Source organism: Streptomyces sp. NPDC049915 (assembly GCF_040656475.1).
GTDB lineage: Bacteria > Actinomycetota > Actinomycetes > Streptomycetales > Streptomycetaceae > Streptomyces.
On sequence record NZ_JBFAMH010000007.1, the window covers coordinates 299219 to 322545 of the forward strand.

General features: G+C 73.0%; 20 protein-coding genes, 1 tRNA gene and 1 pseudogene. 11 read left to right on the forward strand and 11 right to left on the reverse strand.

Features of this window, described 5'->3' with window-relative positions:
* Positions 1–12 precede the first annotated feature (12 nt).
* From AB0J12_RS15640 to AB0J12_RS15670, 7 genes are all read right to left on the reverse strand, one after another.
* The gene (locus tag AB0J12_RS15640) at positions 13–414 is read right to left on the reverse strand and encodes a YciI family protein (protein WP_225630957.1); all 402 of its coding nucleotides are present in this window, start codon (positions 412–414) and stop codon (positions 13–15) included.
* Positions 415–531: 117 nt separating this feature from the next.
* Entirely contained in the window at positions 532–750 is a 219-nt protein-coding gene (locus AB0J12_RS15645; RefSeq protein ID WP_363264820.1) for a hypothetical protein, read from the reverse strand.
* Positions 751–938: 188 nt separating this feature from the next.
* Complete coding sequence (locus AB0J12_RS15650; RefSeq protein WP_363264821.1) at positions 939–1451, reverse strand: GNAT family N-acetyltransferase; 513 nt, start codon at positions 1449–1451, stop codon at positions 939–941.
* Positions 1444–2832, reverse strand: a complete 1389-nt coding sequence (locus AB0J12_RS15655) for a TQXA domain-containing protein (RefSeq protein ID WP_363264822.1) — start codon at positions 2830–2832, stop codon at positions 1444–1446. Before AB0J12_RS15655 ends, AB0J12_RS15650 begins: the two co-directional genes overlap by 8 nt.
* Before the next feature lie 311 nt (positions 2833–3143).
* Positions 3144–3605, reverse strand: coding sequence for a single-stranded DNA-binding protein (locus tag AB0J12_RS15660; protein WP_363264823.1), 462 nt, complete (start codon positions 3603–3605; stop codon positions 3144–3146).
* A gap of 397 nt (positions 3606–4002) precedes the next feature.
* Positions 4003–6348, reverse strand: a complete 2346-nt coding sequence (locus AB0J12_RS15665; RefSeq protein ID WP_363264824.1) for a YfjP family GTPase — start codon at positions 6346–6348, stop codon at positions 4003–4005.
* Between the two features lie 3 nt (positions 6349–6351).
* The gene (locus AB0J12_RS15670; protein WP_363264825.1) at positions 6352–7962 is read right to left on the reverse strand and encodes an ATP-binding protein; all 1611 of its coding nucleotides are present in this window, start codon (positions 7960–7962) and stop codon (positions 6352–6354) included.
* A gap of 314 nt (positions 7963–8276) precedes the next feature.
* On the opposite strand from AB0J12_RS15670, the gene AB0J12_RS15675 reads away from it, so the two are divergent.
* Positions 8277–8349, forward strand: a tRNA-Arg gene (locus AB0J12_RS15675).
* Between the two features lie 395 nt (positions 8350–8744).
* Here AB0J12_RS15675 and AB0J12_RS15680 read toward each other — a convergent pair.
* The gene (locus AB0J12_RS15680; protein ID WP_363264826.1) at positions 8745–8930 is read right to left on the reverse strand and encodes a hypothetical protein; all 186 of its coding nucleotides are present in this window, start codon (positions 8928–8930) and stop codon (positions 8745–8747) included.
* Positions 8931–9156: 226 nt separating this feature from the next.
* Between AB0J12_RS15680 and AB0J12_RS15685 the strand changes: the two are divergent.
* Positions 9157–9285 (forward strand): annotated as a pseudogene (locus AB0J12_RS15685) (NUDIX domain-containing protein); the annotation flags it as partial.
* A gap of 107 nt (positions 9286–9392) precedes the next feature.
* Here the strand turns inward: AB0J12_RS15685 and AB0J12_RS15690 are convergent.
* From AB0J12_RS15690 to AB0J12_RS15700, 3 genes are all read right to left on the reverse strand, one after another.
* The gene (locus AB0J12_RS15690) at positions 9393–10259 is read right to left on the reverse strand and encodes a tyrosinase family protein (RefSeq protein ID WP_363264827.1); all 867 of its coding nucleotides are present in this window, start codon (positions 10257–10259) and stop codon (positions 9393–9395) included.
* Positions 10243–10737, reverse strand: a complete 495-nt coding sequence (locus AB0J12_RS15695) for a tyrosinase cofactor (RefSeq protein WP_363264828.1) — start codon at positions 10735–10737, stop codon at positions 10243–10245. The genes AB0J12_RS15690 and AB0J12_RS15695 overlap by 17 nt, the downstream gene beginning before the upstream one ends.
* 268 nt (positions 10738–11005) lie before the next feature.
* Positions 11006–11329: a hypothetical protein gene (locus AB0J12_RS15700; RefSeq protein WP_363264829.1), complete on the reverse strand. Its 324-nt coding sequence runs from the start codon at positions 11327–11329 to the stop codon at positions 11006–11008.
* A gap of 950 nt (positions 11330–12279) precedes the next feature.
* Here AB0J12_RS15700 and AB0J12_RS15705 point away from each other — a divergent pair.
* The 9 genes from AB0J12_RS15705 (at position 12280) to AB0J12_RS15745 (ending at position 23323) form a co-directional block, all read left to right on the forward strand.
* Complete coding sequence (locus AB0J12_RS15705) at positions 12280–13359, forward strand: DUF3344 domain-containing protein (protein ID WP_363264830.1); 1080 nt, start codon at positions 12280–12282, stop codon at positions 13357–13359.
* A 54-nt stretch (positions 13360–13413) separates the two neighbouring features.
* Complete coding sequence (locus AB0J12_RS15710) at positions 13414–14673, forward strand: glycosyltransferase (protein WP_363264831.1); 1260 nt, start codon at positions 13414–13416, stop codon at positions 14671–14673.
* Positions 14670–16109, forward strand: a complete 1440-nt coding sequence (locus AB0J12_RS15715) for an exopolysaccharide biosynthesis polyprenyl glycosylphosphotransferase (protein ID WP_363264832.1) — start codon at positions 14670–14672, stop codon at positions 16107–16109. The genes AB0J12_RS15710 and AB0J12_RS15715 overlap by 4 nt, the downstream gene beginning before the upstream one ends.
* Before the next feature lie 3 nt (positions 16110–16112).
* Positions 16113–17474, forward strand: a complete 1362-nt coding sequence (locus tag AB0J12_RS15720) for an O-antigen ligase family protein (protein ID WP_363264833.1) — start codon at positions 16113–16115, stop codon at positions 17472–17474.
* A 415-nt stretch (positions 17475–17889) separates the two neighbouring features.
* Entirely contained in the window at positions 17890–19650 is a 1761-nt protein-coding gene (locus tag AB0J12_RS15725) for a lipid II flippase MurJ (RefSeq protein WP_363264834.1), read from the forward strand.
* A 61-nt stretch (positions 19651–19711) separates the two neighbouring features.
* On the forward strand, positions 19712–20404 hold the full coding sequence (locus tag AB0J12_RS15730) for a polysaccharide deacetylase family protein (protein ID WP_363264835.1): 693 nt from the start codon (positions 19712–19714) through the stop codon (positions 20402–20404).
* On the forward strand, positions 20401–21549 hold the full coding sequence (locus AB0J12_RS15735; RefSeq protein ID WP_363264836.1) for a glycosyltransferase: 1149 nt from the start codon (positions 20401–20403) through the stop codon (positions 21547–21549). The genes AB0J12_RS15730 and AB0J12_RS15735 overlap by 4 nt, the downstream gene beginning before the upstream one ends.
* On the forward strand, positions 21546–22202 hold the full coding sequence (locus tag AB0J12_RS15740) for a lipopolysaccharide biosynthesis protein (protein WP_363264837.1): 657 nt from the start codon (positions 21546–21548) through the stop codon (positions 22200–22202). The genes AB0J12_RS15735 and AB0J12_RS15740 overlap by 4 nt, the downstream gene beginning before the upstream one ends.
* A complete protein-coding gene (locus AB0J12_RS15745) occupies positions 22199–23323 on the forward strand; it encodes a GNAT family N-acetyltransferase (RefSeq protein ID WP_363264838.1) in 1125 nt (374 codons plus the stop codon). Before AB0J12_RS15740 ends, AB0J12_RS15745 begins: the two co-directional genes overlap by 4 nt.
* Positions 23324–23327: the final 4 nt, after the last annotated feature.

The window sequence follows — 23327 nt, forward strand, 5'->3', positions numbered from 1 at the left end:
CGTCTCCCCTGCTCACACTTCGCCGAGCGGCCGGATGACGACGGGGTACGTGTTCGCGCCCTCGGGAACGGGGCACTGGGTGACCCGCGCGGCGATCTCCGTGACCCGCTCCAGGCTCTCGCACTCCAGGAGCCAGTAACCGGCGATCACTTCCTTGGTCTCGCCGTACGGCCCGTCGGTGATCACGGGCTTGCCGTCCGCGCCGGCGCTGACGAGGCGGGTCCTGGCAGGCTCGGCCAGCCCCTGGGCATCGATGAACTCGCCTGTCTCGGCGAGGTCGTTGTTGATCGCCCCCATGTGCTGGAACATCGCCTGCATGTCCTTGTCGCTCCAGGCCGGGAGACCGGCGGCGGGCTTGCCCGCCTGGGCCTCGTAGTCCGCCTGCGTGCCCTGCACCATCACCAGGTACTTCATGAGTCCGCTCCTTCGGCTCGGGCCGCCCGTGGTGGGCGGCTCTCACAGGGGACGTCGGAGCCGGCCCGCGCTTCTCTACACGCTCGCGGAAGTTTTTTCAGGCTCACGGGAAGAGCGTCAGAAGTCCCGCTGCTTGGCCCTGCCGACCGCCGGTCCGCTCTCCGTCGTGAGGACGGGCTCCGACTCGGTTTCTTCCGCCTCGTACCCCTGGCACTCGGGGTTCTTGCACGGGCCGGGACGCCACAGGGGCACGAACACGCCCAGGGTCTTGTGCCGGCGCACGACCTGCTCGACGAGGTGGCCGCAAACGGGACAGACATACTCACCACTGGCCATGTCCTCAGGATATTGCGTATAGCCCGTGCCGACAGGTGAGCGAGGTGCCCGCGTCAGCTCGGCGCCGTTCTTCGATGCGGCGTACGACGCTCACCGGATGAGCGAGCAAGCCACGCAGTGCGCGACTGCGTCTCAAGCGACCCGAAGATCACTTACGGGACAACTCTCAGGTCGGTACCCCAGTGCTCTCACTCCGCCTCGACGAAGCCCAGCGTGCGGTTCATGGCGATGGCCGTGGTGTTCTTCGGGTGATGGACGGTGCGGACCCGCGTGACGCCGCAGCGTCGGGCGAAGTCCATGCCGAACGTCTTCATGGCGATCGAGATGCCGCGGCCCCGGTAGCCGGCTCGGACGCCGGTCATCTCGTTGAAGACGAAGTCGTAGTGGCGGGATGTCGCCGCCATGCCGACCCAGGTGTCGCCGTCCAGTGCGATCACCACGCCCCGCGGGTCGTACTCCGGGACGGCTAGGCGCTGTTCCACGTACTCGTCGTAGCTGTAGAACGCGCCCCGCCCCGGGATGTCGGCCGAGCACTCCCTGTTCAGCTCGTACAGTGCCCGTCGGTGTTCCGGGGTGTCCCACAGCTCGGCGAGCGTGGTGAGGCGGATGCCCTGGGCCGCGCACCGGTCGAGGTACGGCTCGAAGCGGCCGGCGTCGAACGCGGTGACGTCCAGTTCCAGCCTCACCCAGTGATCAGCCACGCTCGGCTTCCCGGCGTCGGAGCAGCACCAGGACCCCGCCGCCGATCACCACCAGACCGATGGCCGAGCCCGCGATCAGCGGGGTGAGGGCGCTGCCGCCGGTGTCGGCGAGGTTGGTGGGCACGGTGGCACCGGTGGAACCGCCGACCGTGGCAGGGCTCGGCTCCGCGACGGTCTGCGTCGTCAGAGCCGGGGCGTTGCCCCGGGTTCTGCAGTCCAGCACGCCGGTGAAGCGCTGCCTGAGGCCTGCGGGACCGGTGATGGTGACGTCGTAGGGCTGGTCCTCCTGCAGCGGCATCGTCACCGTGCGCGGAGCCCCGGCCGGGACGGTGTACGTGGCGCCCGTCAGCTGGAAGGTGAACGGCTGGTCGCCACGGTTCACGGCGGTGATGTCCACCCCGCCCTTGACGCAGTCCTCCTTCGCCGACAGCGCCGGTATCGGCCCCTGCACGGCCCAGGTGGCGCTCGCGCTCGCCGAGACGGTGGACTCGCTGGACCCGGCGAGGATCTGCGTCTGGCTGCGGCTGTCGGAGGTGAAGGCCCTGCCCACCGGCACGGTGGTGGAGGCCTGCACGGTCAGCTGGGCAGTGCCGGCCTCGGCGTCCTTGGGTACCGCGAAGAAGAGCTTCGCGCCGTCGGGCGCGGCGGTCATCGGCTTGCCGTCCTTGCCGACGATCCGCACCCCGCTCAGCGCCGCGTCGGCCGGGGGTGAAACGACCGCACCGGTGGCGTCGGTGTGCACGGTCACCGGGCCGAGCAACTCACCCGGGTGGCCGGAGACCGCCGGCGGGTCCAGGGTCAGCGAGGCCGCCGGTTCGGGCAGGTCGCGGGCGCTCTTGAAGAGGTGGTCGGCGAGCTGCTCGGCCTGCGGGTCCACCGCGTCGACCCGCGCGCCGTCGGAGTAGCGCCAGATGGCCACCTGGGTGCCGGCCGCCGCGTCCTGCTCGGTCAGACCGCCGTGGATGCCGGCCTTCTCGGCCAGCGCCGCCAGGTCGTTCACCTGCGGGTAGGAGTGCTGCAGGATCCAGCGGATGCGGCCCGCGTTCTTGTTCGCGCCGAGGGAGGTGCCCTTCCACGGCGTCTCGTGGTACTTGGCGTCCCGCTGGGTGGGGTTGTACAGGTCGACGCAGTACGTCTGCAGGGTGCCGCCGCCGTCGACGGACATCTCGAACAGGCCCGCCGACATCTGCTGGTCGGTGCCGCCGTCGTGGACGACCGCGGCACCGAAGGTCTTCAGGCCGCCCATGGTCGCGCTCGCCCCGGCCGGGCTCTGCGGGGTCTCGGCGGCCGAGGCCGGTGCGGCCCCGGTCAGCGCGCCCGCCGTAAAGAGCCCGGACACCAGTGCGGCGGCGGCGAGCCGGCTCGTTCCTCGCCCGCGCACGGACCGCGCCGTGAGCGCGGCGAACGAACAAAACACAGCAATTCCCCTTCGCGCAGGACCCGTTGATGTGGGGGGTATGCGGTCCCACCAGCAGAATCGGGAGCCCCGAGAGCTCTCCCGCATCCTAGGGAGGCTGCCGCACCGGCTTTCGCCGTCATCTTGTCGGACCGGTGATCCGACTCGTAATCGTTATCGCGGACATCGCCCGCGAGCTGGGCTTATCGACAAATCCACCGGATGCTTCGGCATGCATGTGCCGATAAGCCGCAGTCATACCGCCTCGGGCGCTTCCCGACATCAGGAACCTGACGTCACGTCACCGCAGCCGCCACGGCCTGCCGTTGAGGCTGCTCCTGGCTCGGCGTCTCCCACTCGGGCTCGGCGCGGTCCGGCGGGGCGGCGGCCCCTTCCGGTCGGCTCGCCCGCTTGAACGCCGTGGTGCCCCGCGCCAGATCGTGGCCGATCGCCACCGCGTCGACGTCGGCGGATGTCCAGCTGGGCTGGCCTTCCCTCACCTCCGTACGGACCTTCAGCCGGCCCTGCACGATGACCGGATCGCCCACGTTCAGCGACGCCGCCACGTTCACGGCGAGCTGCCGGTTGGCCCACACCGTGAAGAAGTTGGTGTGCCCGTCGATCCAGGTGTTCTTCTCCCGGTCCAGATAGCGCGCGGTCACCGCCAGCCGGAAGCGCGCCGACGCCCCCGACGCCACTTCCCGGAACACCGGCTGCGTCGCCACGTTGCCGACCGCGCAGATCATCGTCTCGTTCATCTCGGTAACCCCTCCCGGATACGCCGACGGGCCCGTCCCGACGGCGGCGTCTGGCCACGGCGGCCGGGTCAACCCCTCTGCCGCCGCGCACGGCAACCGCGATCGTCGCCGTGCCCTGTGCGGCCACCGCGTCCGTTGCGATCGCCGCACAGCCAGACTGCCTCCGTCGGGCCGGGCCCGCTGAGCGCTGTGGATCACCCCCGTGCTGTGGAAAACTCCGCCACCCGCACGGGTGAACCGCCTTCCGGCAGCACCTCACCCACCCCCTTCACCGGCTCACCGAACCAGCCCCCCCAACGGCCCACCGAACCGGTTCCCCCGCTCACCGAACCAGTCCCCACCGCTCACCGAACCAGTCCCCACCACGGCAACCCGCATCACGGCCTCACCGCCCCGCTCACACGCCCACCCCCGAGACCCGGGCGTACTGCTCCCGCACCTCCCGGTACCGCAGCAGCTCCGCGGCGAGCGGATCGAGCACCCGGGCCCGTCCGCACGCGCCGGCCGCCTCTCTGAGCCGCCGTTCCGCCTCCAGCCCGTAGCGCCGGGCCGGACCGCGCGCCGCCATACGGCATCCCCACTCGATGAAGGGACCGCCGACGATCCCGCACACCATCAGCAGCACCGGCACGCCCAGGTTCGGCGCCATCACCCCGACGATCTGCCCCACCAACCACAGCCCGCCCAGGACCTGAAGCAGCGTCATAGACGCCTGCGCCAGCACCGCCACCGGCCACCAGCCGGGACGCGGCGGCCGCCCCGGGGGCAGCCCGGCCCGCGTCACCAGCTCGTCCAGCGCCTCCGGCAACCCCTGCGCGCCGCGCACCGCAGCCTCCCGCACCGCCTGCGCCCAGGGCGCCGGCAGGCCGGCCGAGGCCCGGTCGGCCACGGTGCGCACCGCGTGCTCGACACGCTGCCGCGCGGTGGCCTCCTCGTCGGGCTGGGAGCGCAGCGGCAGCCGGCCCGTCGGAGGTTCGCGACGGTCCTGGTACCAGCGCCACAGCCGCAGCCACGGCGTCCCGCAGGCCCGGTTGGCATTGCGCAGCCAGGCCCGCTCGGCCGCCTCGCCGGCCGCCGTGGCGCCCACCGCGTCCGCGAGCCGCGCGGAGAACTCCTCGCGTGCCTCCTCGGTCAGCCCGGGCTGCCGTCGCGTGGCGTACACCGGCCGCAGCCCGGCCGCGGCCGTATCGAGATCGGCGGCGATACGGCGGGCCGCGGCCCCCCGCTCGGCCACGAACTGCGCGAGCGCTTCCCGCAGATCGCCGACGCCGTCACCGGTGAGCGCGGACAACGCCAGCACGTTCGCGCCGGGTTCGCCGAACTCGCCGAGCGCGATGCCGTCCTCGTCGAGCAGCCGCCGTAGATCGTCCAGCACCAGGTCGGTGGCCTCGCCGGGCAGCCGGTCGATCTGGTTGAGGACGACGAACATCACCTCCGCGTGCCCCGCCATGGGCCGCAGATAGCGCTCGTGCAGCATCGCGTCGGCGTACTTCTCCGGGTCGACGACCCAGATGACGGCGTCGACCAGCTTCAGGATGCGGTCCACCTGCTCGCGGTGCTGCACCGCAGCCGAGTCGTGGTCGGGCAGGTCGACCAGGATGAGCCCGCGCAGCTGCTGCTCGGAGTCGGCGTTCTGCAGCGGGCGGCGGCGCAGCCGGGGCGGGATGCCGAGCCGTTCGATCAGGCCGACGGCGCCGTCGCTCCAACTGCACGCGATGGGTGCGGCGGTGGTGGGCCGCCGTACACCGGTCTCCGAGATGGGCACTCCGGCGAGCGCGTTGAACAACTGCGACTTGCCGCTTCCCGTCGCACCCGCGAGCGCTACGACGGTGTGCTGCCCGGACAGCCGGCGCCGCGCCGACGCCTCGTCCAGGACACGGCCGGCCTCGGCGAGGGTGCGGCTGTCCAGACGGGCGCGGGAGAGCCCGATGAGTTCGCGCAGCGCGTCCAGCCGGGAGCGCAACGGCCCGTCGTACGCCAGGGGCGCGACGCTCAGCGGCCCGGGGGCCCGTGGCTCCAACGGCGCCGCCGCCGACTCGGCGGCGTTGGCCTCGGTGACCCGCCGGGCGATGAGCCCGTCGTCCCAGACCCCGGCGGCGTCGTCATCGGCAGCGGCAGCGGCAGCGGCGCCGGCCTGGCTGTGGTCGTCGGGGGCGGACTCGGCGTTCGCACGGTCGTCGTAGGCGGAATCGGCCTTCGCACGGTCGTCGGCGGGGCGCTCGGGTTGTGTACGGTCGCCGGGCGTGTGGTCGGGTTTTGTACGGTCGCCGGGTGTGCTGTCGGGCTCCGTACGCCCCCCGGGCACGCGCGCGTAGCCGCCGGCGGCACCGGAGGAGGCTTGACCGGCCTCGTGGCCGGTGTCGGACGAGGGGGCGTCCCCCAGGTCCCCCCGCGTCATCGCAGCACCAGCGGCCTCCCGCTCAGCTTTCTCCGACGAGGCGACACCCGGCCCTTCCCCCACCTGCTCGTCCCCTGTGGGGTCCGACATCGCATCCATGACGGCTGCCCCGTCCTCCCCCCGGCGTTCGTCGTCGTCCACGGCGCTCTCCACTGAGTGATCCGGGTGCTCCGGTTGATTCAGCTGGTCCACATCATCGATGTGATCAACCCGATCAACGTGATCGGCATGATTGCTGTCATCGAGGCGATCGATGCGATCCATGCCATCCATGTGATCCATGCGATGCGGATGACCGAGGTGATCGGTGTGCTCGGTTTGGTCCTGGTCAGTGACGGCTGTCACCGGTCACCTCTCCTTCTGCAGCAGGGACAGCGCGGCGATGAGTTCGGCCTGCGGCTCGGCGTGGACGTCGAGTACGTACAAAGGCGCCCGCCGGCGTTCGCGTTCGGCGTGCAGCACCCGGTCCACGTGTTCGGTGAGCAGCCGCCCGCCCCGGTCGCGCAGCCGCAGCGCGCCGTGGGCACCGATCCGTTCGGCCAGGCCCTCGCCCGCCGAACGCGCCCGGCGGCCACCGAGCAGAGCGGTGGCGACGAGCGCGGCGAGCGCCTCCGGATCGGGCGTGGAGCCGCGTTCCAGCTCGCGCGCCTCCTCCTCGGCGTACTCCTCCAGTTCGCGCCGCCAGCGCCGTACCGCCAGTCCGATGCGGTGCTCGGCGCTCTCCAGACCGGCGTCGCGTTCGGCGAGGCCGGGTGCGTCCGCGCCCGGTTCCCGGCGCCAGGCCTCGTCGATGCGCTCGTCCGCGGCGGTCACGGCGCACAGCAGCAGCGTGGCGAGGCTCTCCACGAGCGCGTCGAGCAGTTCACCGGCGGTGCAGTCGAGCGGGAAGGCCCGCCAGCGTTTGAGCGCGTCACCGGCGAGGACGGCACCGGCCTGGAGCCGGCTCCGTACGCGCGCGTGCTCGCTGTCGTAGGCCCCGTCGACGGCGGCGGTCAGCCGCAGGGCGGCGGCGTACTGCTGGGCGGCGGCGCTGGCCAGCTCGGGCATCCGGGACTTGAGGGAGTCGAGGACGCCGTGGACGGTACGGGCCATGGCGTGCCTTCGGGCGCCGGGGTCCTGCGTCTGGTGCACCAGCCAGGTGCGCAGCGACGCGACGGCGCTGGCCGGGAGCAGCCCCGCACCCCAGGCGGACTCGGGGAGTTCCGGCACGGTGAAGCGGGGCACCTCGCCGAGGCCGGCCTTGGTCAAAAGGGCGCCGTACTGCCGGGAGACCTCGGAGACGACCTGATGGGGCACCCGGTCGAGAACGGTCACCAGGGTGGCGTCGTACTCCTTGGCGGTGCGCAGCAGATGCCAGGGCACGGCGTCGGCGTAGCGGGCTGCGGTGGTCACCATGATCCAGATGTCGGCGGCGCACATCAGCTCGGCGGCCAGGACACGGTTGTCGGCCACGAGGGAGTCGACGTCGGGGGCGTCGAGGAGGGCGAGGCCGGGCGGCAGGGTGTCGGCGGTCTCGATGCGCAGCGCGCGCGTGGGGCTGTTCCCGGTCATGAGAAGTTCGTCGTCGCCGGGATCGTGAGGGGGCACCCACACCCGGGTGAGGGCGGGCAGGATCCTTGGCCCGCTGAACCAGTGATGGTCCTCCGGGTGACAGACCAGCACCGGTGTCCGGGTCGTCGGCCGCAGTACGCCCGCCTCACTGACGCGTCTGCCCACCAGGGAGTTGACGAGCGTCGACTTGCCCGCGCCGGTGGATCCGCCCACGACGGCCAGCAGCGGGGCGTCGGGCTGCCGCAGGCGGGGCACCAGGTAGTCGTCGAGCTGCGCGAGCAGTTCGTCGCGGTTGGCACGCGCGCGTGGGGCTCCCGCCAGAGGCAGCGGAAAGCGTGCGGCGGCGACACGGTCGCGCAGGGCGGAGAGTGCGTCGAGCAGCTGAGGCCGTACGTCCAAGGTCACCACATGCGAAGAATGCCCAATTTTGAGGGAATTCTGAAGCATATAGGCATGTCTGCGCGCCGATAGAACACAAGGGACGGAAGGGATGACCGGGACATGAGCACAGCGCAGGCATAACGAGTGCACAACACCCGGCCCGCCAGACGCCAAAAGCGCTGCACGATTCGCACCTGCCTGCGATTATCGGGACCGCTTCACCGAACCTCCACACCGAGCCACGGAGGCGAAGCGACAGGGTCAAGGAACCGGGAGCCCTATCCTTGTCCCCGGCACGTCAGGGTGCGGCCCGCCCGCCCCCACGACCGAGGCCACACCAGGCCCCCGTAGCTCAGTGGATAGAGCAGGCGCCTTCTAAGCGCTTGGCCGCAGGTTCGAGTCCTGCCGGGGGCGCATGTCTCCGCCCTCCCTCTGGGGAGGGCTTTTTGCTGGTCAGGGTGGGTGCGGGGCGGCACGGCGAAGCCCCGGGCGACCTCTCGATGATCAAGGGCCGGGTCCGGGGCTGTCCGGCTGTCACCGGGTTTCGCGGGTGGCTGGGTCGAATACGTGTCGAGGTGTTCGGCAGGCGATCAGCCGGCGCCAGGCAGCTCCGCAGGTCGCCCGCGGCTTCGAGCCGCCGCTTGAGGTCCGGAAGCTGCCCGTCGACGCATCGGGCGTACGTGGCGAGGAGCACAGGCACGCTGTTCCCGGCCCACTCAGCGACCTGGGCGGGCGGGATGCCGTCGTTGAGCCACTTCGTCAGCCGCGTGTTGCGGTTGTCGTACACGCGGCGCCCGGTGGGCGACTCGTCAGACATGCGGGGGCATTACGGCCTTACGTGCGCTGCGCCACGCCCGACGGATGACGGACCCGGCGAGGATGCCACCGGACTCACCCTGGAAGAGCAGATCACCCGGCTGGAGCTGTTCGTCCTCGATGTGCTGCCGCAGGTCGTCGGCGTCGGGCTCGGGCAGGGTCATGTCCTCGACGCGCATGGCCGCCGCTTCCTCGGGCGGGGGACTGCAGAAGGCGTGGAGCCGCTTTACCGCTCCGCGGCCGGCGCCGTATCCAATCGAAGGTGGCCGCCGCCTGCTCGGGATTCAGCAGGGACCCCTTGGCGACGGCGTTCGTGGTCTTCGTGACGGCCGTCGACTCCCTGCCCTTAGCAGGAGTTGACCCGCAGGATGCGCCGCCGGATCGCGTACTTCAACGTCCGCGCCGCTGCACTCGGTATCCGTAGCCGGGGTGGTGGTGCGCGAAGAGGTTCGACTTCTGGCGATTCGCCGCGCCGACAACGGCACCTGGGAGTTCCCCGGCGGCGTGCTCGAACTCGACGAGACCCCGGATGCGCAATGGCCGGTCCCTCCGCCGGTGCCTGTGCCGGTGTCCATGGCCGGCGGCGAGGGGAGCGACGCCGCCGGACGGCTGCGCATACCACCGGACGCCTCGGGTTCGTCTCATCCGTACCGGTAGATCCGGCTCAGGTCCTCCAGCTGGTCCGGGGTCTCCTTCCACGGGGGGAGCTGCTCGTGGCGGGCCACGACCCGCCGGTGCTGCTTGTCGGCGGCACCGGGCGGGTCGGCGGGCAGGTAGCGGTGAGCGCGGTGGGCGCGCTGCCAGCGGTCCCACAGCAGGTCCACGAAGGCGTGATGCAGCCAGAACACCGGGTCGTTGACGGACGCGCTGCCGACCATGGCGCCGCCCACCCAGCGATGCACCCGGTTGTGGTTGCGCCAGGAGGCACTGCCGCTGCCGGATCCCCAGCCTTCCAGCTTGTTGCGGAAGCCCTTGGTGACGGTCGAGTCCCAGGGCCACACGTCGTAGACGGGGTCGTCCAGCGCACCCTTGACGTCGCCACTGGTGGGCAGCTCGATGGGGGCGGCGGGACGGCCCAGGTCCCTGGTGAGGAAGTTGGCGTTGGTGGTGTTCTCCTTGATGGTCCAGTGGCCCGCCGAGTAGGCGAAGGGCCCGGTCATCACCTGGTGGTCGGGCTTCCGTCCGGTGCCGCCGAGCAGGTCCGCCGTCCAGGGCACGGCGGTCTTCGAACGGTTCCGGGTCCAGTCCCAGTACGGCACGGTCACCGACGAGTCCACGCGGCGCAGCGCCCGCTCCAGCTCCAGCAGGAACCGGCGGTGCCAGGGCAGGAAGGACGGCGCCATGTGGGCGGTACGCAGGCCGTTCCCGCCATCAGGCGCATAGAACTCGATGTGCATGCGCACGAACTCGTCGTACTCACCGCGGCGTTTGAGCTCCAGCAGCGCGTTCACGAATCGCCGCCGCTCGCTCGCGGTGAGCGTGCTGACGTTCTTACGCACGTACGGCATGGTGTCCTCCCATGTGTGCATGTCCCCCGGCCGGTTCCCCGCCGGGCGAGGCGTGGACCGGGTCGCTCAGCTTCAAGCGGGGACCCAGCTCGTCCACGGCCGCGCGGGTGGCCTCCAGTGGCGTCCGGTACGACGTGTAGTGGTCGACCATGCTCAGCCATGTGCCATCGGCCCGCCGCATCAGGTGCAACGGGCGGCCGTCGACGGTGATCTGCCAGTCGCCCTCGGCCGTTTCGCCGCCCGCGACCGGTACCGGGGCGCCCTGGATGCGGCGGCCTCGGTAAGTCTCCTCGAAGGAGTTGCGGTCGGGGTGCTGGGCCGGCAGCGCCGAACGCGAGGCGGCGACGAGCGGTACCGGTGCCACGGCGGCGGTACTGACCAGCAGCCACCGCGCCACTTCTCTGCGCGACAGTCCGCCCGCACCCACTGTGATCCGCCGCTCCGCGCTCACCGTCATCCCGTCGGCACCGACAACCATCGCGCACTCCTCGTCCGGGTCCCGTCATGTCCGTACCGTTAACCGAGGAACGGCGCGCCGGGTCACTGCCCGCAAGGGCCTTGGCCGCTGACGCGCGGTACGCGGGCGCCGGCGTGCGCTCACGCCCGGCCCGGCCCCGGCCCCGCCGCAACGCCCGGCCCCGCCACAGCGGCCCGCCCCGGCCCCGCCACACGCTTGAGGGGCTCCGTGCGCGGGCGCACCGCGGGCCGGTCCCGCAGGTGCGGTACCGGCCCGGGGGAAGGAGCCGTCAGTGGCGAACGGGGAGACCGCCGAGCAGGCCACCGCGCTCGGAGACGGAGGTCGCGGCGCCCTTGAGGGCGCCGAGCACGGAGTCCTTCTTCTCGGTGTCGAGGACGACCGAGTGACCCTTGACCGGCAGCACGTTCTGAACCGAGTGACCGTTGACCGGCAGCACGTTCTGAGTGGTGACGGGACCGCCGGTGAGCTTGTGGAGCGTGCCGTTGAGGTTCGACGGCGCCAGGTCGGCGCCGCCGACGGCGAACGCGGGCGCGGCGGCACCGGCGAGGGCCAGGGAACCGGCGACGACGGCGGCAGCCTTGAGGGACTTCATCTTGTTCCTTTCTTCGGTGACTCACGTCACCCAGGTGATGTCCGACGCCGTGCCTAACGAGGGTCGGGCAGGTCGGAAACCCTCGTCCGCACAAGACATATGAGATCCCCGAGGCGTCACCCTGTCGGCAGTGACGGCAGGGGCAGGGTGGACAGGGAGGACGTGGGCCGGAGGCCACCGAGGATCGTGCCGATCGGGCCGCCGAGGTCGTTCACCGGATCGGTGGCCGAGGGGAGCATCTGGCCGAAGTCGGTGGTGACGGCGCTGACCAGGTTGTCGATCCCTGAATCACCGTGGAGAGCAGGTCGCCGACGAGTCGCCGACCGCGGGCTGCTTGCCGTCGTCACCGGCCGCCGTGAGGGCCGGGGGCGCGGAGAGGGGAGAGCTGGACGCCACGACGGGTCGGCGAGCGCGCCGGGCGTGGCGGGTGCTGCCGGTGCGGCGGGGTCACCGGACCGCGCGGGGACCGCGGGCCGCGTGGGCGTGGCCGCCGTGTCGGGCGCGGGCGCTGCCGTCGGCGTCGACAGTGCGGCTGGGTGCTCCGCGGCCTCGGCGACGGCCTTCCTCGCCGCGTCGCCGAGCCGCGTGGCCCGGTCGGCGGGCAGCGTGCCCTTCTTCAGTGCCTGCCCGAGCAGGCGACAGGGCTGAGGGTCCTCGGCGCCGCCAACCCGCCCCCTCCGGCCTGGGCGAGCGGCTTCTCGCTCCGGGGGTGGCACCCCGCGACCGCTCGGCGGCCCGGGGTGACCCGTCTGGGTGCGCAAAGCCGCCCGCTCCGCGGAGCGGTGGGAGTGGCCCGGGACGTCCACGGTGCACACGGCAGGCGCCCGAAGAAGCGGGCACGACAGGACCATTTCCACATTTTCGACACACTTATTATGTTTCGCCGAAATAGTCCGACATACCATTAGAGTTGCGGATCTCTCCCGCATATGCGAAAGGCTCCGCCCGTCATGCGCAAGTACCTGGGTCCCCTGCTGCGTACGACGGCGAGCGCCGTCGCCCTCGCCGCCCTCCCGGCCACGGCAGCCGCCAGGCCGGTCGCGCCGCCCTCCCACGAGGCCCCGCGCCTGTTCTTCGAACGGCGCCACCACGCGGTTCAGCACGGCGGGTTCGTCCGCGCGGCCAACGCCACCATCAGCTGCCGCGTCCCCAAATCGGCCGCCTGCCGGGCGGTCCGCGAGGGGCGGACCGCGGTGAACAGCGACTTCGACATGTTCTACGTCGACGTCGACAAGGACCCCAACACCTACAACTCCTCCCGCGCCGAGGTCCGTATCCCCGCCGGTGGCCGGGTGACCTACGCGCGGCTGTACTGGGGCGGCAACCTGCGCGTCGGCGAGCAGAAACCGCCGAAGGACAACGGGCGCGTGCTGATCGCCGAGCCCGGCGGCAAGTACAAGGAACTCCTCGCCGACACGGTCGTGGGGCACCGGGTGGCGCAGGGCGCCGACGCCTACCAGGCCTCGGCCGACGTCACCAAGCTGGTCCGCAACAGCGGTTCCGGCCTGTACACCGTGGCCCAGGTCAACACCGCCATGGGGCGGTCGGCCGCCGGGGCGTGGGGTGGCTGGACGTTGGTGGTGGCGTACGAGAACCGGGCGGAGCCGCTGCGGGACCTGTCCCTCTGGGACGGCTTCGATTCGCTCCGCTACCCCATGGTCATCCGGCTGCGCGGCACGCGCGTGCCGGCCGGGGCGGGCGGACGAGTCGGCCTGGTGGCCTACGACGGCGACCGGGGCATCGCGGGCGACTCGCTCACCGTCTCGACCGGGGGCAAACGCAAGCCCGTCGCACTGGGCGACGCGGCCGATCCCGCGCACGACGTACTGAACTCCACGATCAGCGAACCGGGTAAGGCACCGGCCCGGCGGGTTCCGGCCTTCGCCAACACGCTCGGCTACGACTCGGATGTGTTCGATTTCCGCTCGGCCCTGCGCCGCGATGGTGACCAGCTGGGCTTCCGGCTCGTTTCCCACCGGGACGCGGCATGGGCCGGTGCGCTCTTCGTCGCAGTGGACGCCCGGCGTTGAGGCGCGTTCCCGACCGCAGTCCCGAGCGCCCCCCGTGAGCGAGGTATCCCGCGCATGCACCAGCCAGCACCCGACTTCCGGCCGCGGGTCCTGCACCTTGTGCAGCCCGCCGACGGCGGTGTCGCCCGGGTCGTACGGGACCTGGTCGCGGCCCAGCTGGCGGCGGGTCTGCAGGTCACGGCGGCCTGCCCCGGCGGCGAACTGGCCGCGGAGCTGCGCCGTCTGGGCGCCGACGTGCGGGACTGGCAGGCCGGCCGGGGCCCGGGTCCTGGGCTGCCGGGCGAGGTACGGCGGCTCGTACGCCTGATCGGCGAGGTACGGCCGGAACTGGTGCACGCCCACAGCGCCAAGGCGGGCCTGGCCGGCCGGCTCGCCGTCCGCGGTCGCGTTCCCACCGTTTTCCAGCCGCACGCCTGGTCGTTCGAAGCGGTCGGGGGGCTGACCGCCGCACTCGCGGTGCGCTGGGAGCGGTGGGGGGCGCGCTGGGCCGAACGGGTGGTGTGCGTCAGCGAGGCGGAGCGCATGACCGGCCTGCGCGCCGGGGTACGCGCCCACTACGCCGTCATCCGGAACGGCATCGACGTAGACCGTTTCACACCGGCTCCGTCCACCGGCTCGTCCCCGGTCGCCGCCCACGCGGCGCGAATCGCCGACGGTGGGAACACCCCACCAGGGCCATCCGCGCGCGGCCACGAGAGCCGCACAGGTCACGCAGACGAAGGCGCCGGAGGTGAACAGGCGCCGGCTCCTGTGGTGGTCTGCGTCGGCCGGCTGTGCCGGCAGAAGGGGCAGGACGTACTGCTGCGAGCCTGGCACGACGTACTGGACGCAGTGCCGGACGCGCAGCTCGTGCTCGTCGGTGACGGGCCCGACCGGGATGCCTTGCGCCGACGCGCCCATCCATCGGTGCGGTTCACCGGTGCGGTTGCCGATCCCGTGCCCTTTTACCGGGCCGCCGACCTGGTGGTGCTGCCCTCACGCTGGGAGGGCATGGCGCTCGCCCCGCTGGAGGCCCTGGCATGCGGTCGGCCCGTCGTCCTCACCGATGTCGACGGCGCCCGCGAGAGCCTGCCGGCCGCCCTGGCCGCGCACTGCCTGGTCCCGCCGGAGGACCCCGCGGTGCTGGCCGGCACGATCGCCGGACTGCTGTCCGACCCGCCGCTGCGCGCGGCGCTCGGCGACCTGGGCCGCCGGCACGCCCTGTCCACGCACGACGTGCGGCACACCGCCGAACAGGTCGCGGCCCTTTACCGCGAAGTCCTCGGCGCCCGACCGCCCGTGCCCTGCGAGTCCTGGGAGTCCAGCCAGTCGTGACTGCGGAAAACACCATCCCCTCCCCCGGCACGCCGCCATGGGAGAGCGGATTCTCGCCCGTCTCGGTCCTGCCACCCCGCACCGGCAGCGGCTTCCGGTTCCCGCTGCGGCGCCCGCCCGCGCGGCCGGCCTCGCCGCTGCCGCTGCTCGCGGCGGACCTGCTCGCCGCGCTGGCGGGCGCGGTCGCGCTCGTCCCAGCCGCCCGCAGCCCGCTGCCGGCGGCCCTGCTGGTGTCCGGCGCGCTGCTGGTGTCCGGCGCGCTGCTGCTGCGACCGCACTCCGCGCGACCGGTGCCGGGAGTGCTCGACGAACTGCCCGCGGTGTGCGGGTGGATCGCGGTGACCTGGCTGGGTCTGGCCACCCTGCTGGCCGCCCACGACCGCGAGCGCGCCCTCGCCGCCCCCGCTCTGCTCCTCGGCTGGACGTTGCACGCGGCGGCGGCCTGCGCGTGCCGGGGCGCGGTGCACTGGCGGCGCCGGCTCGCGCTGCGGCGGTGCCCGCGCGCGGCCCTGGTGATCGGGCCCGCCGCGACCGCGCAGCGGGTGGCCGCGGCGCTGCTGCGTCACCCGGGCTGCGGGGTGCGGCCGGTGGGCGTCGTCGCCGACGACCCCGACGTCAGTACGGGCCTGCCCGTGCTCACCATCGACGAGGAGGTGCAGCGGGCGCTCATCCAGAACGGGGTGCGGGTCGTGCTCAGCGTCGGCCCGGCCGTGCGCACCGAGAAGGGACCGCTGCTGTGGGCGCTCGCGGAGTCCGGCTGCACGGTGTGGGAGGTGGACGCCGACTGCCCCGCGTACGAGATGCCCGACCAGCTCGCCGGGTTCGCCGTCAGGCGGCTGAACCTGGGCCCGCGCAGGCGCACGAACGCCGGCAAGCGGCTGCTGGACGTGACAGTGTCCGGGACGATGCTGGTGCTGGTCAGCCCGGTGCTGTTGGTGTGCGCGGTCGTGCTCCGGCTCACCGACGGGCCCGGTGTGGTCTTCCGGCAGGAGCGCATCGGCAAGGACGGCCGCCCCTTCACTCTGCTGAAGTTCCGTACCCACCGCCCGGTCGACGAGCACGAGTCGGCCACCCGCTGGAGTGTCGCCGGCGAGCGGCAGATGGGCCGCTTCTGCCGCTTCCTGCGCAAGACCTCGCTGGACGAGCTGCTGCAGCTGTGGAACGTCTTCCGGGGTGACATGAGCCTGGTCGGCCCACGCCCCGAACGGCCTTACTTCGTCACCCAGTTCAGCCAGGCCTACCCTGGCTACGCGGCACGGCACCGCATGCAGACCGGCATCACAGGGCTCGCCCAGATCAACGGGCTGCGCGGGGACACCTCCATCGAGGACCGGGCCCGCTTCGACAACGCCTACATCGACAACTGGTCGCTGTGGCAGGACGTCTGCATCCTGTTGCGCACCGCCGTCGCGCTCGTACGCCCGACGGGGAGCTGACCGATGTCCCTCGCCCCGCCGCTCCGCCGCCCCGCGCGGTTCTCCCCGGTGCTGCCCGTGGTGGCCGTGGTCGCACTGCTCGCACTGCCGGTCCACCCCGGCGGCGAGGGCGGCGCCGGCCCCGCCGACGCGCTGTCCGCGCTGGTCGTGGGCCACTGCGCCGTACGCCTGCTGCGGACACGGCGCCGCCCGCTGTCCCGCACCGCCGCGGTGGTGCTCGGCCTGCCGGTGGCCGGTCTCGCGCTCGCCGCGATGAACGCGGTCTCGCCGGGCGCCGGCATCACGGGCCTCGGCCGCTATCTGCAGATCTTCGTCCTGGTCCCCGCCGCGGTCCTGCTGCTGATCGCAGACCGGCGCGACTTCCGGCTGCTGGCCTGGTCGCTCATGGGCCTGGCGCTGTGGCAGGGAGCGGTGGGCGTGCATCAGTACCTCACCCGTACCGGCGCCTCCTACCAGGGCGAGGACATCCGCGCGGTCGGCACCTTCGGGCCGACGGACGTGATGGGCATGGCAACGGTGGTGTCCCTCGGGCTGGTGTGCGCCGTGGGCCTCGCCCTCGGCCGCTCCTCGTTCAGGGTGCGCGCGGCGGCTGCGGGGTGTGCCCTCGCCCTTCTCCTGCCCCTCGCCCTGTCTTTCAGCCGCGGCGCCTGGATCGCCACCGCTCTCACGCTCACCGCCCAGCTGGTGCTGGCCGGGCCGCGCCGGGCACTCATGGTCGGTGCGGCCACGGTGGCCGCCGGTGTGGTCCTGGTGGGCGGGTTCGGGCTGGGTACGGCGATGCTGCAGGAGCGGATCGGCAGCATCACCCAGGTCACCGAGGCACCCGACCAGTCGGTCACCGACCGGTACACGATGTGGGCGGCGGCCGCCGGCATGTGGCAGGCACGCCCGCTGACCGGGGTGGGGCTGAAGGGCTTCCCCGAGTACCGCGACGGACACGCCTCACTGGCGCTGTCGTCCGGCGGCGACACCGAGGGCGCGGGCGCCGCCTACCGCCGCCAGCCGCTGCTCTCTCCGCACAACATGTACCTGCTGGCGCTCGGTGAGCAGGGCCTGATCGGGTTGCTCGGCCTCGCCGGCGGCTGGCTGGCCCTGCTGGTGTGCGGCCTGCGCGGGCTGCGACAGGTCCGCGCCGTCGGCGGGCCGGGCCTGGATTGCGCGCTGGTCGGCTGCGGGCTGCTGATCTGGCAGCTCGTGGACTTCCTCTACGCCGACATCGGCGGCCGGTCCACCGTGCTGACGGCGCTGTGTCTCGGTCTGGTCGCCTGGTGGTCACTGCTCGGGGCCCCCGGGGCCGCCACCGCCGAGAGCGCCACCGTACCGACCGCGCGGGGAACGGAGCCGGGGAAGGCCACGCTGCGATGACGGTGACGACGCCCCCCGACCGGCAGCTCCTGACCGACCTGCCGCTACGGTGCACGGCCCGCCCGGCACCGTGCGGCCCGGTGCACCGGACGGCTCCGGGCCGGCTCCCTCGGCCGGTCCGTGGTGACGTGAGCCTGCCCGGACCGGGAGCGGTCCGCAGGCCGGCGCGGGGACCGGCAGTGAGCCGGATGCGGGGCCGGAGGCCGGTGCGATGACGAGTCCCAGGGCCGGCGAGGTACCGGGCCCGGAAGCCGGTACGGCGCAGGGCCCCGCAGTGAGTCCGGCGCCGGGCGGGGAGGCATGCCTCGGCGGGGTCGTCCTGCCAGAGGTGCGGTCGGCCGTACGGGCAGCTGCGGCCGGGTCACGCGCCTCGGCCGGGCCTCCCGCTTCGGCCGTACCTCCCGCTTCGGCCGGGGTGAACACCTCACCGGCACAGCCCACTTCAGCGAAGCCCGGCACCACACCGGCACCCACCACGTCAGCCGATTCCACCGCGGCGGCACGCATCACCGCGGTCAGCCCCGGCACCTGGCCCTCGACGCTCACCCCGGCCTCACTCCCCGCCCCGGGCGAGAGCGCCGCAGCGGTGTCCCGCGTCACCGAGCAGCAGCACGCCACTGCTCGGTTCCTCGCCAGGACCACGTTGGTCACCGCTTCCCTCGCCGTCGCGGCGGCGCTGCTGGGGCTGGTGCGTGACCAGTCGCTGGCGCGGTTGTTCGGGGCCGGCCGGGACACCGACGCCTTTCTCGTCGCCTGGACGGTGCCCGAGTTCGCGGCCACGCTGCTCATCGAGGACGGGCTGGCCTTCGCGTTGGTCCCGGCGTTCAGCAGGGCGTTGGCCCGCCGCGCCCAGGGCGCCCCCGGAGACCCGGTCCGCTCGCTGGTCGCCGGGACGCTGCCGAGGCTCACGCTGGCGTTCGCGGCGGTCGGCACACTGCTCGCGCTGGCCGCCCCGGAGTTCGTCGCGGTCCTCGCGCCGGGTCTGCCCGACCCGGCCCTCGCCGTGGACTGCACCCGGCTCACCGCGACCTGCGTGCTGAGCTTCGGCCTCACCGGGTACTGCAGTGCGGCCCTGCGGGCCCACCGCCGGTTCCTGGCCCCAGCGGCGATCTACATCGCGTACAACGTCGGCATCATCACGGCGATGTACGTCCTCGGCGGCCGCTGGGGCGTGCGGTCGGCCGCGTTCGGTGTCGCGGCCGGCGGCTGCCTGATGGTGCTCGTCCAACTGCCTTCACTGCTCCGGCACGTGCGGGACCGCCGCACGCCGGTCGCCGCCCCGAGGGCCGTTGCCGAGGAGCAGGCGATGGACGTGGCACTGATGGCCACCGTGCTGCTGTTCGCGCTGTGCCGGCAGTCGCAGGTGCTGATCGAGCGGTTCCTCGCCTCGGGACTGCCCGCTGGAGCGATCTCGCACCTGAACTACGCGCAGAAGGTGGCGCAGATCCCGATGACGCTGTCGATGATGCTGTGCACCGTCACCTTCCCGATGGTGGCGCGGGCGCTGGCCGACGGCGACACCGAGCGGGCCCGGGACCGAGTGGAGCGGGACATGGCCCTGGCAGCCTATGTGGTGCTGTTCGGCGCCGCGGCGGTCGTCGCCTGCGCCCCGCAGTTGATCGCCCTGCTGTTCCAGCGGGGTGCGTTCACCGCCGAGGACACCTCGGCGACCGCCGACGTGATGCGGGTCTACGCGCTCGGCCTGCTCGCCCAGACGCTGACGGGCGTCCTGATCCGCTCCTACTTCTCCGCAGGACGCGCCACCTGGTACCCGGTCGGAGCGATGGCCGTCGGCATCCTGGTGACCTCCTGCCTCGGCGCCTGGACGGTCGGAACCCGTCACGTGACCGGTATCGCCGCCGCCAACGCCATCGGCATCACCGTCACCGCCGTCCTGCTGCTGGCCGGGACGGGGCGCCGCAGCGTGCCCATCCGGACCCGGCATGTGCTGCGCAGGCTGAGCCGGCCGCTGGGGGCGGCGGTGGTCGCCGCGCCGGCCGGCGCCTTCACGGCGGGCCTGCCCGCGACACCGCTCGTCCAGCTGGGCGCCGGGGGCGCCACCGTGACCGTCGTCTTCCTTCTGCTCGTCTCCTCCCTGCGCGTCCAGGGCTTCACGCCCGCACTCCGTCCCATCCGCACTCTCGCCCGAAGGCTCGCCCATGTCCTCTTGCGTTGAGTCCCATACCCGCACGGGGTCCCCGGCCGGCCCCGGATCCGGCCGGGTCCCGTGGATCGCCATGTACCACTCGGTCGGCGACTGCTCCCACGATCCCTACCGCGTCACGGTCAGCCCGGCCCGGCTGGACCGGCAGCTGCGCTGGCTGCGCGGACGGGGACTCAAGGGCGTGTCGGTGGCCGAGCTGCTCGCCGCGCGGGCACGCGGGGCGGGGCGCTACCTGGTCGGTCTCACCTTCGACGACGGGTACGCCGACTTCGTGGACAACGCCCTGCCGGTACTGGCCCGTTGGCAGTGCACGGCGACCCTGTTCGTACTGCCCGGCCGGCTCGGCGGCGTCAACGCCTGGGATCCGCTGGGCCCGCGCAAGCCGCTGCTGACCGCCGACGGCGTCCGGTGCGCCGCCGAGGCGGGCGTGGAGATCGGCTCCCACGGTCTCACCCACATCGACCTGACCCGGGCCGACGACATCACTCTCAAGGCCGAGACCGCCGACAGCCGTGCCCTGCTGGAGGAGCTGACCGGCAGACCGGTGACCGGCTTCTGCTATCCGTACGGCAGAGCCGACCAGCGGGCGGTGAACGCCGTCCGGGAGGCCGGGTACGGCTATGCCTGCGCCGTCGACCCGGGCAGTCTCAACGGGCCGCACGCCCTGCCGCGCGTGCACATCGGGCAGAACGACGTGTCCGTACGGCTGCATCTGAAGTACCGGCTGCACCGGCTGCGCCGCCGTCCCGTCGAGGGGCTGCGATGAAGGCACTGCACGTCATTACGGGCCTCGGCGTCGGCGGCGCCGAGCAGCAACTGCGGCTCATGCTGCGGCACTTGCCGGTCCGGTGCGAGGTGGTGACGCTGACCGGCCCCGGCCCGGTCGCCGACGGGCTGCGGGCGGACGGAGTGCCGGTGGCGCACCTCGGCATGGCCGGCAACCGCGACCTGTCCGTGCTGCCCCGGCTGGCCCGGATCATCCGGCGCGGCCGCTACGACCTCGTCCACACCCACCTGTACCGGGCCTGCCTGTACGGACGGATCGCCGCCCGGATGGCCGGGGTCCGCGCGGTCGTCGCGACCGAGCACTCCCTCGGAGACACGCAGATGGAAGGCCGGCCGCTGACCGCGGGTGTGCGGGGGTTGTACCTGCTCGGCGAGCGACTGGGCCGGTCCACGGTGGCCGTCTCCGCCACGGTCGCCGACCGGCTCGTCCGCTGGGGCGTGGCCGCGCCGCGTATCGCGGTCGTACCCAACGGCATCGACCTGGCGCGGCTCCGCTTCGACCCGGTGGCCCGACTGCGCACCCGTGCCGGCCTGGGACTGCCCGACGACGCGTTCGTCATCGGCGGCATCGGCCGGCTCGCCCCCGCAAAGCGCTTCGACGTCCTGATCCACGCCCTCGCCCGGCTCCCCGGCGACTGCCGGCTGCTGCTGGTCGGCGGGGGCGCCGAGGAGTGCGCCCTGCGTCGCACCGCGCGCGAGGCAGGGGTCGCCGACCGGGTGCTGTTCACCGGCGAGCGGCCGTACGTCCCGGACGGCTCGCCCGGCCCCGACCTGCCCGCGCTGGCCGCGGCGATGGACGTGCTCGCCGCACCGTCCCCCGAGGAGGCGTTCGGCCTGGCGGTCGTGGAGGCGCTCGCGGCGGGGCTGCCGGTCCGGTACGCCTCCTGCCCCGCCCTGGAGGACCTGCCGCCCGAGGCCGCCCCGGGCGCGCTGCGCGTCCCGTGCTACGCCGGTGCCTTCGCCCGCGCGCTCGCCGAGGTCCGCAAGGCGGGCCCCGGCCCTCGCACCGCCTGCGCGGCGGCCCGGCACTACGACATCACCTCCAGCGCCGCCCGGCTCATGGACGTCTACACCGCGGCGCTGGGCTCCCAAGTCCCGACCCGACAGAGAGTCAGTCCGTCATGACCGAGAACCACCCCCGGCAGCACCGCATCTCCCGCCTCTTCCGGGCCCGGCCGCTCCCGGCCTGGTCGCTGATGGCGACCGGCATCCTCACGGGCGGGCTGCTCGGCGGCGCGTACGGCGTGCTGAAGGCCCCGACGTACACGGCGACCAGTTACGTCATCGCCGTACCGACCGAGAAGTCCGACACCGGCTCCACCCTGGGCTTCGCGCAGGCCTACGGCCGGATCGCCACCCAGCTCGCGGTGCTCGGCGACGCGCAGGTGCCGGCGGGGGTGTCGGTGCGCACTCTGCGCGACCACGTGCGCACCGCGACCTCGCCGGATGCACCGATGATCGCCATCTCGGCCAGCTCCGGCCGACCGGGGCAGGCCGTCGGCATGGCCAACGCGGTCGCCCGCGCGCTCACCCGGCAGGCCGACCGCACCAAGGCCGACACGCACGTCCAACTGCTGCAGTTCTCCCAGGCGGTGAAGCCGACCACGCCGACCTCACCCCCTGCGGAGGTGACCGGCCTGGTCGGGGCGAGCGCGGGCGGGCTGCTCGGCGGCCTGGCCCTGCTGGTGCGGCCCAAGCGCCGGAGCGAGGACGGGCCCGTGCACGCGCCGTCGGTGCCCGGCCCGGCCGCCGCCGCCGACGCGCACGGCCACCTGTGACGGCGACGTACACGGCGCACCCGGCGTGCACCGCCGAACTCGTCACCGACGAGGAGGCCTTCGCCGCTCTGGGCGCGGCCTGGGAGCAGCTGTACAGGCGGTGCGCCGCCGCGACCCCGTTCCAGAGCCATGCCTGGCTCCACTCCTGGTGGCTGTCGTACGGCCGACCCGGGCGGCTCCGGCTGCTGCTGGTCCACGCCGGTGGCGAACTGGTGGCCGCCGCACCGCTGATGCTGGCCCGTCGGCCGCTGCCCACGCTGGTCCCGCTCGGCGGGACGATCTCCGACTACGCGGACGTGCTGCTGGACGACGCCGACGACGGGCGCGCGGCCGGCGCGCTCACCTGTCTGCTGGCGGATCTGGCACGCGGGACGTTGATCGACTTCCGCGAGGTGCGGCCGGGCGCTGCGATCGAGCGGGTCTACGACCGCTGGCGCGGGCCGCGCCGCACGGTCCGTGACTCGCTGTGCCTGGAGCTGCCCGCCGCGCCCATGGACGGGCTGGTGGCCCGCTTGCCGTCGCACAAGGCCCAGCGGGTGCGGGCCAAGCTGCGCAAGCTGGACGCGATGGGCGTGCGGCGGCGGGTGGTCGGGCCGGAGGAGGTGGACGCGGCGCTGGGCACGCTGCTGGAGCTGCACCGGCTGCAATGGCAGGGGCGAAGGGTGACGTCCGAGCACCTGCGTCCGCGGTTCCGCGAGCACTTGGTGCGCGCAGTGGGTCCGATGGTGCGCTCGGGGAACGCCGTGGTCACCGAGTTCCGGATCGACGGCGAGGTGATGGCCGTCGATCTGACGCTGCTCTCGCACGCCCTGGCCGGCTGCTATCTGTACGGCGCCCATCCGCGGCTGCGTGAGCGCAAGGCGGACGTGGCGGTGATGCTGCTGGAAGCCTGCGCCGAGAACGCCCTGCCCGCCGGCACCGGCGGGCAGGGCACGCTGAGCCTGCTGCGCGGCGACGAGCCGTACAAGCACCGCTGGCGTCCCGAGCGGGTCGCCAATCAGCGGCTGCTGCTGGCCAGGCGGCGCACCGCCCCGCTGTTGACAGCCGCGCTGTGCGACGCGGCCACCCGGCGGCGCGGCCAGGAGGTGCTGGACCGATGGAGGGAGCGCCGCCGGGGCTAGCCGG

Excerpts from the sequence above, each read along its gene's own strand:
- AB0J12_RS15640 (WP_225630957.1), bottom strand. The coding sequence starts at position 414 with ATGAAGTACCTGGTGATGGTGCAGGGCACGCAGGCGGACTACGAGGCC.
- AB0J12_RS15645 (WP_363264820.1), bottom strand. The coding sequence starts at position 750 with ATGGCCAGTGGTGAGTATGTCTGTCCCGTTTGCGGCCACCTCGTCGAG.
- AB0J12_RS15660 (WP_363264823.1), bottom strand. The coding sequence starts at position 3,605 with ATGAACGAGACGATGATCTGCGCGGTCGGCAACGTGGCGACGCAGCCG.
- AB0J12_RS15680 (WP_363264826.1), bottom strand. The coding sequence starts at position 8,930 with ATGCGCGTCGAGGACATGACCCTGCCCGAGCCCGACGCCGACGACCTG.
- AB0J12_RS15690 (WP_363264827.1), bottom strand. The coding sequence starts at position 10,259 with ATGCCGTACGTGCGTAAGAACGTCAGCACGCTCACCGCGAGCGAGCGG.
- AB0J12_RS15695 (WP_363264828.1), bottom strand. The coding sequence starts at position 10,737 with ATGGTTGTCGGTGCCGACGGGATGACGGTGAGCGCGGAGCGGCGGATC.
- AB0J12_RS15700 (WP_363264829.1), bottom strand. The coding sequence starts at position 11,329 with ATGAAGTCCCTCAAGGCTGCCGCCGTCGTCGCCGGTTCCCTGGCCCTC.
- AB0J12_RS15705 (WP_363264830.1), top strand. The coding sequence starts at position 12,280 with ATGCGCAAGTACCTGGGTCCCCTGCTGCGTACGACGGCGAGCGCCGTC.
- AB0J12_RS15710 (WP_363264831.1), top strand. The coding sequence starts at position 13,414 with ATGCACCAGCCAGCACCCGACTTCCGGCCGCGGGTCCTGCACCTTGTG.
- AB0J12_RS15720 (WP_363264833.1), top strand. The coding sequence starts at position 16,113 with ATGTCCCTCGCCCCGCCGCTCCGCCGCCCCGCGCGGTTCTCCCCGGTG.
- AB0J12_RS15730 (WP_363264835.1), top strand. The coding sequence starts at position 19,712 with ATGTACCACTCGGTCGGCGACTGCTCCCACGATCCCTACCGCGTCACG.
- AB0J12_RS15735 (WP_363264836.1), top strand. The coding sequence starts at position 20,401 with ATGAAGGCACTGCACGTCATTACGGGCCTCGGCGTCGGCGGCGCCGAG.
- AB0J12_RS15740 (WP_363264837.1), top strand. The coding sequence starts at position 21,546 with ATGACCGAGAACCACCCCCGGCAGCACCGCATCTCCCGCCTCTTCCGG.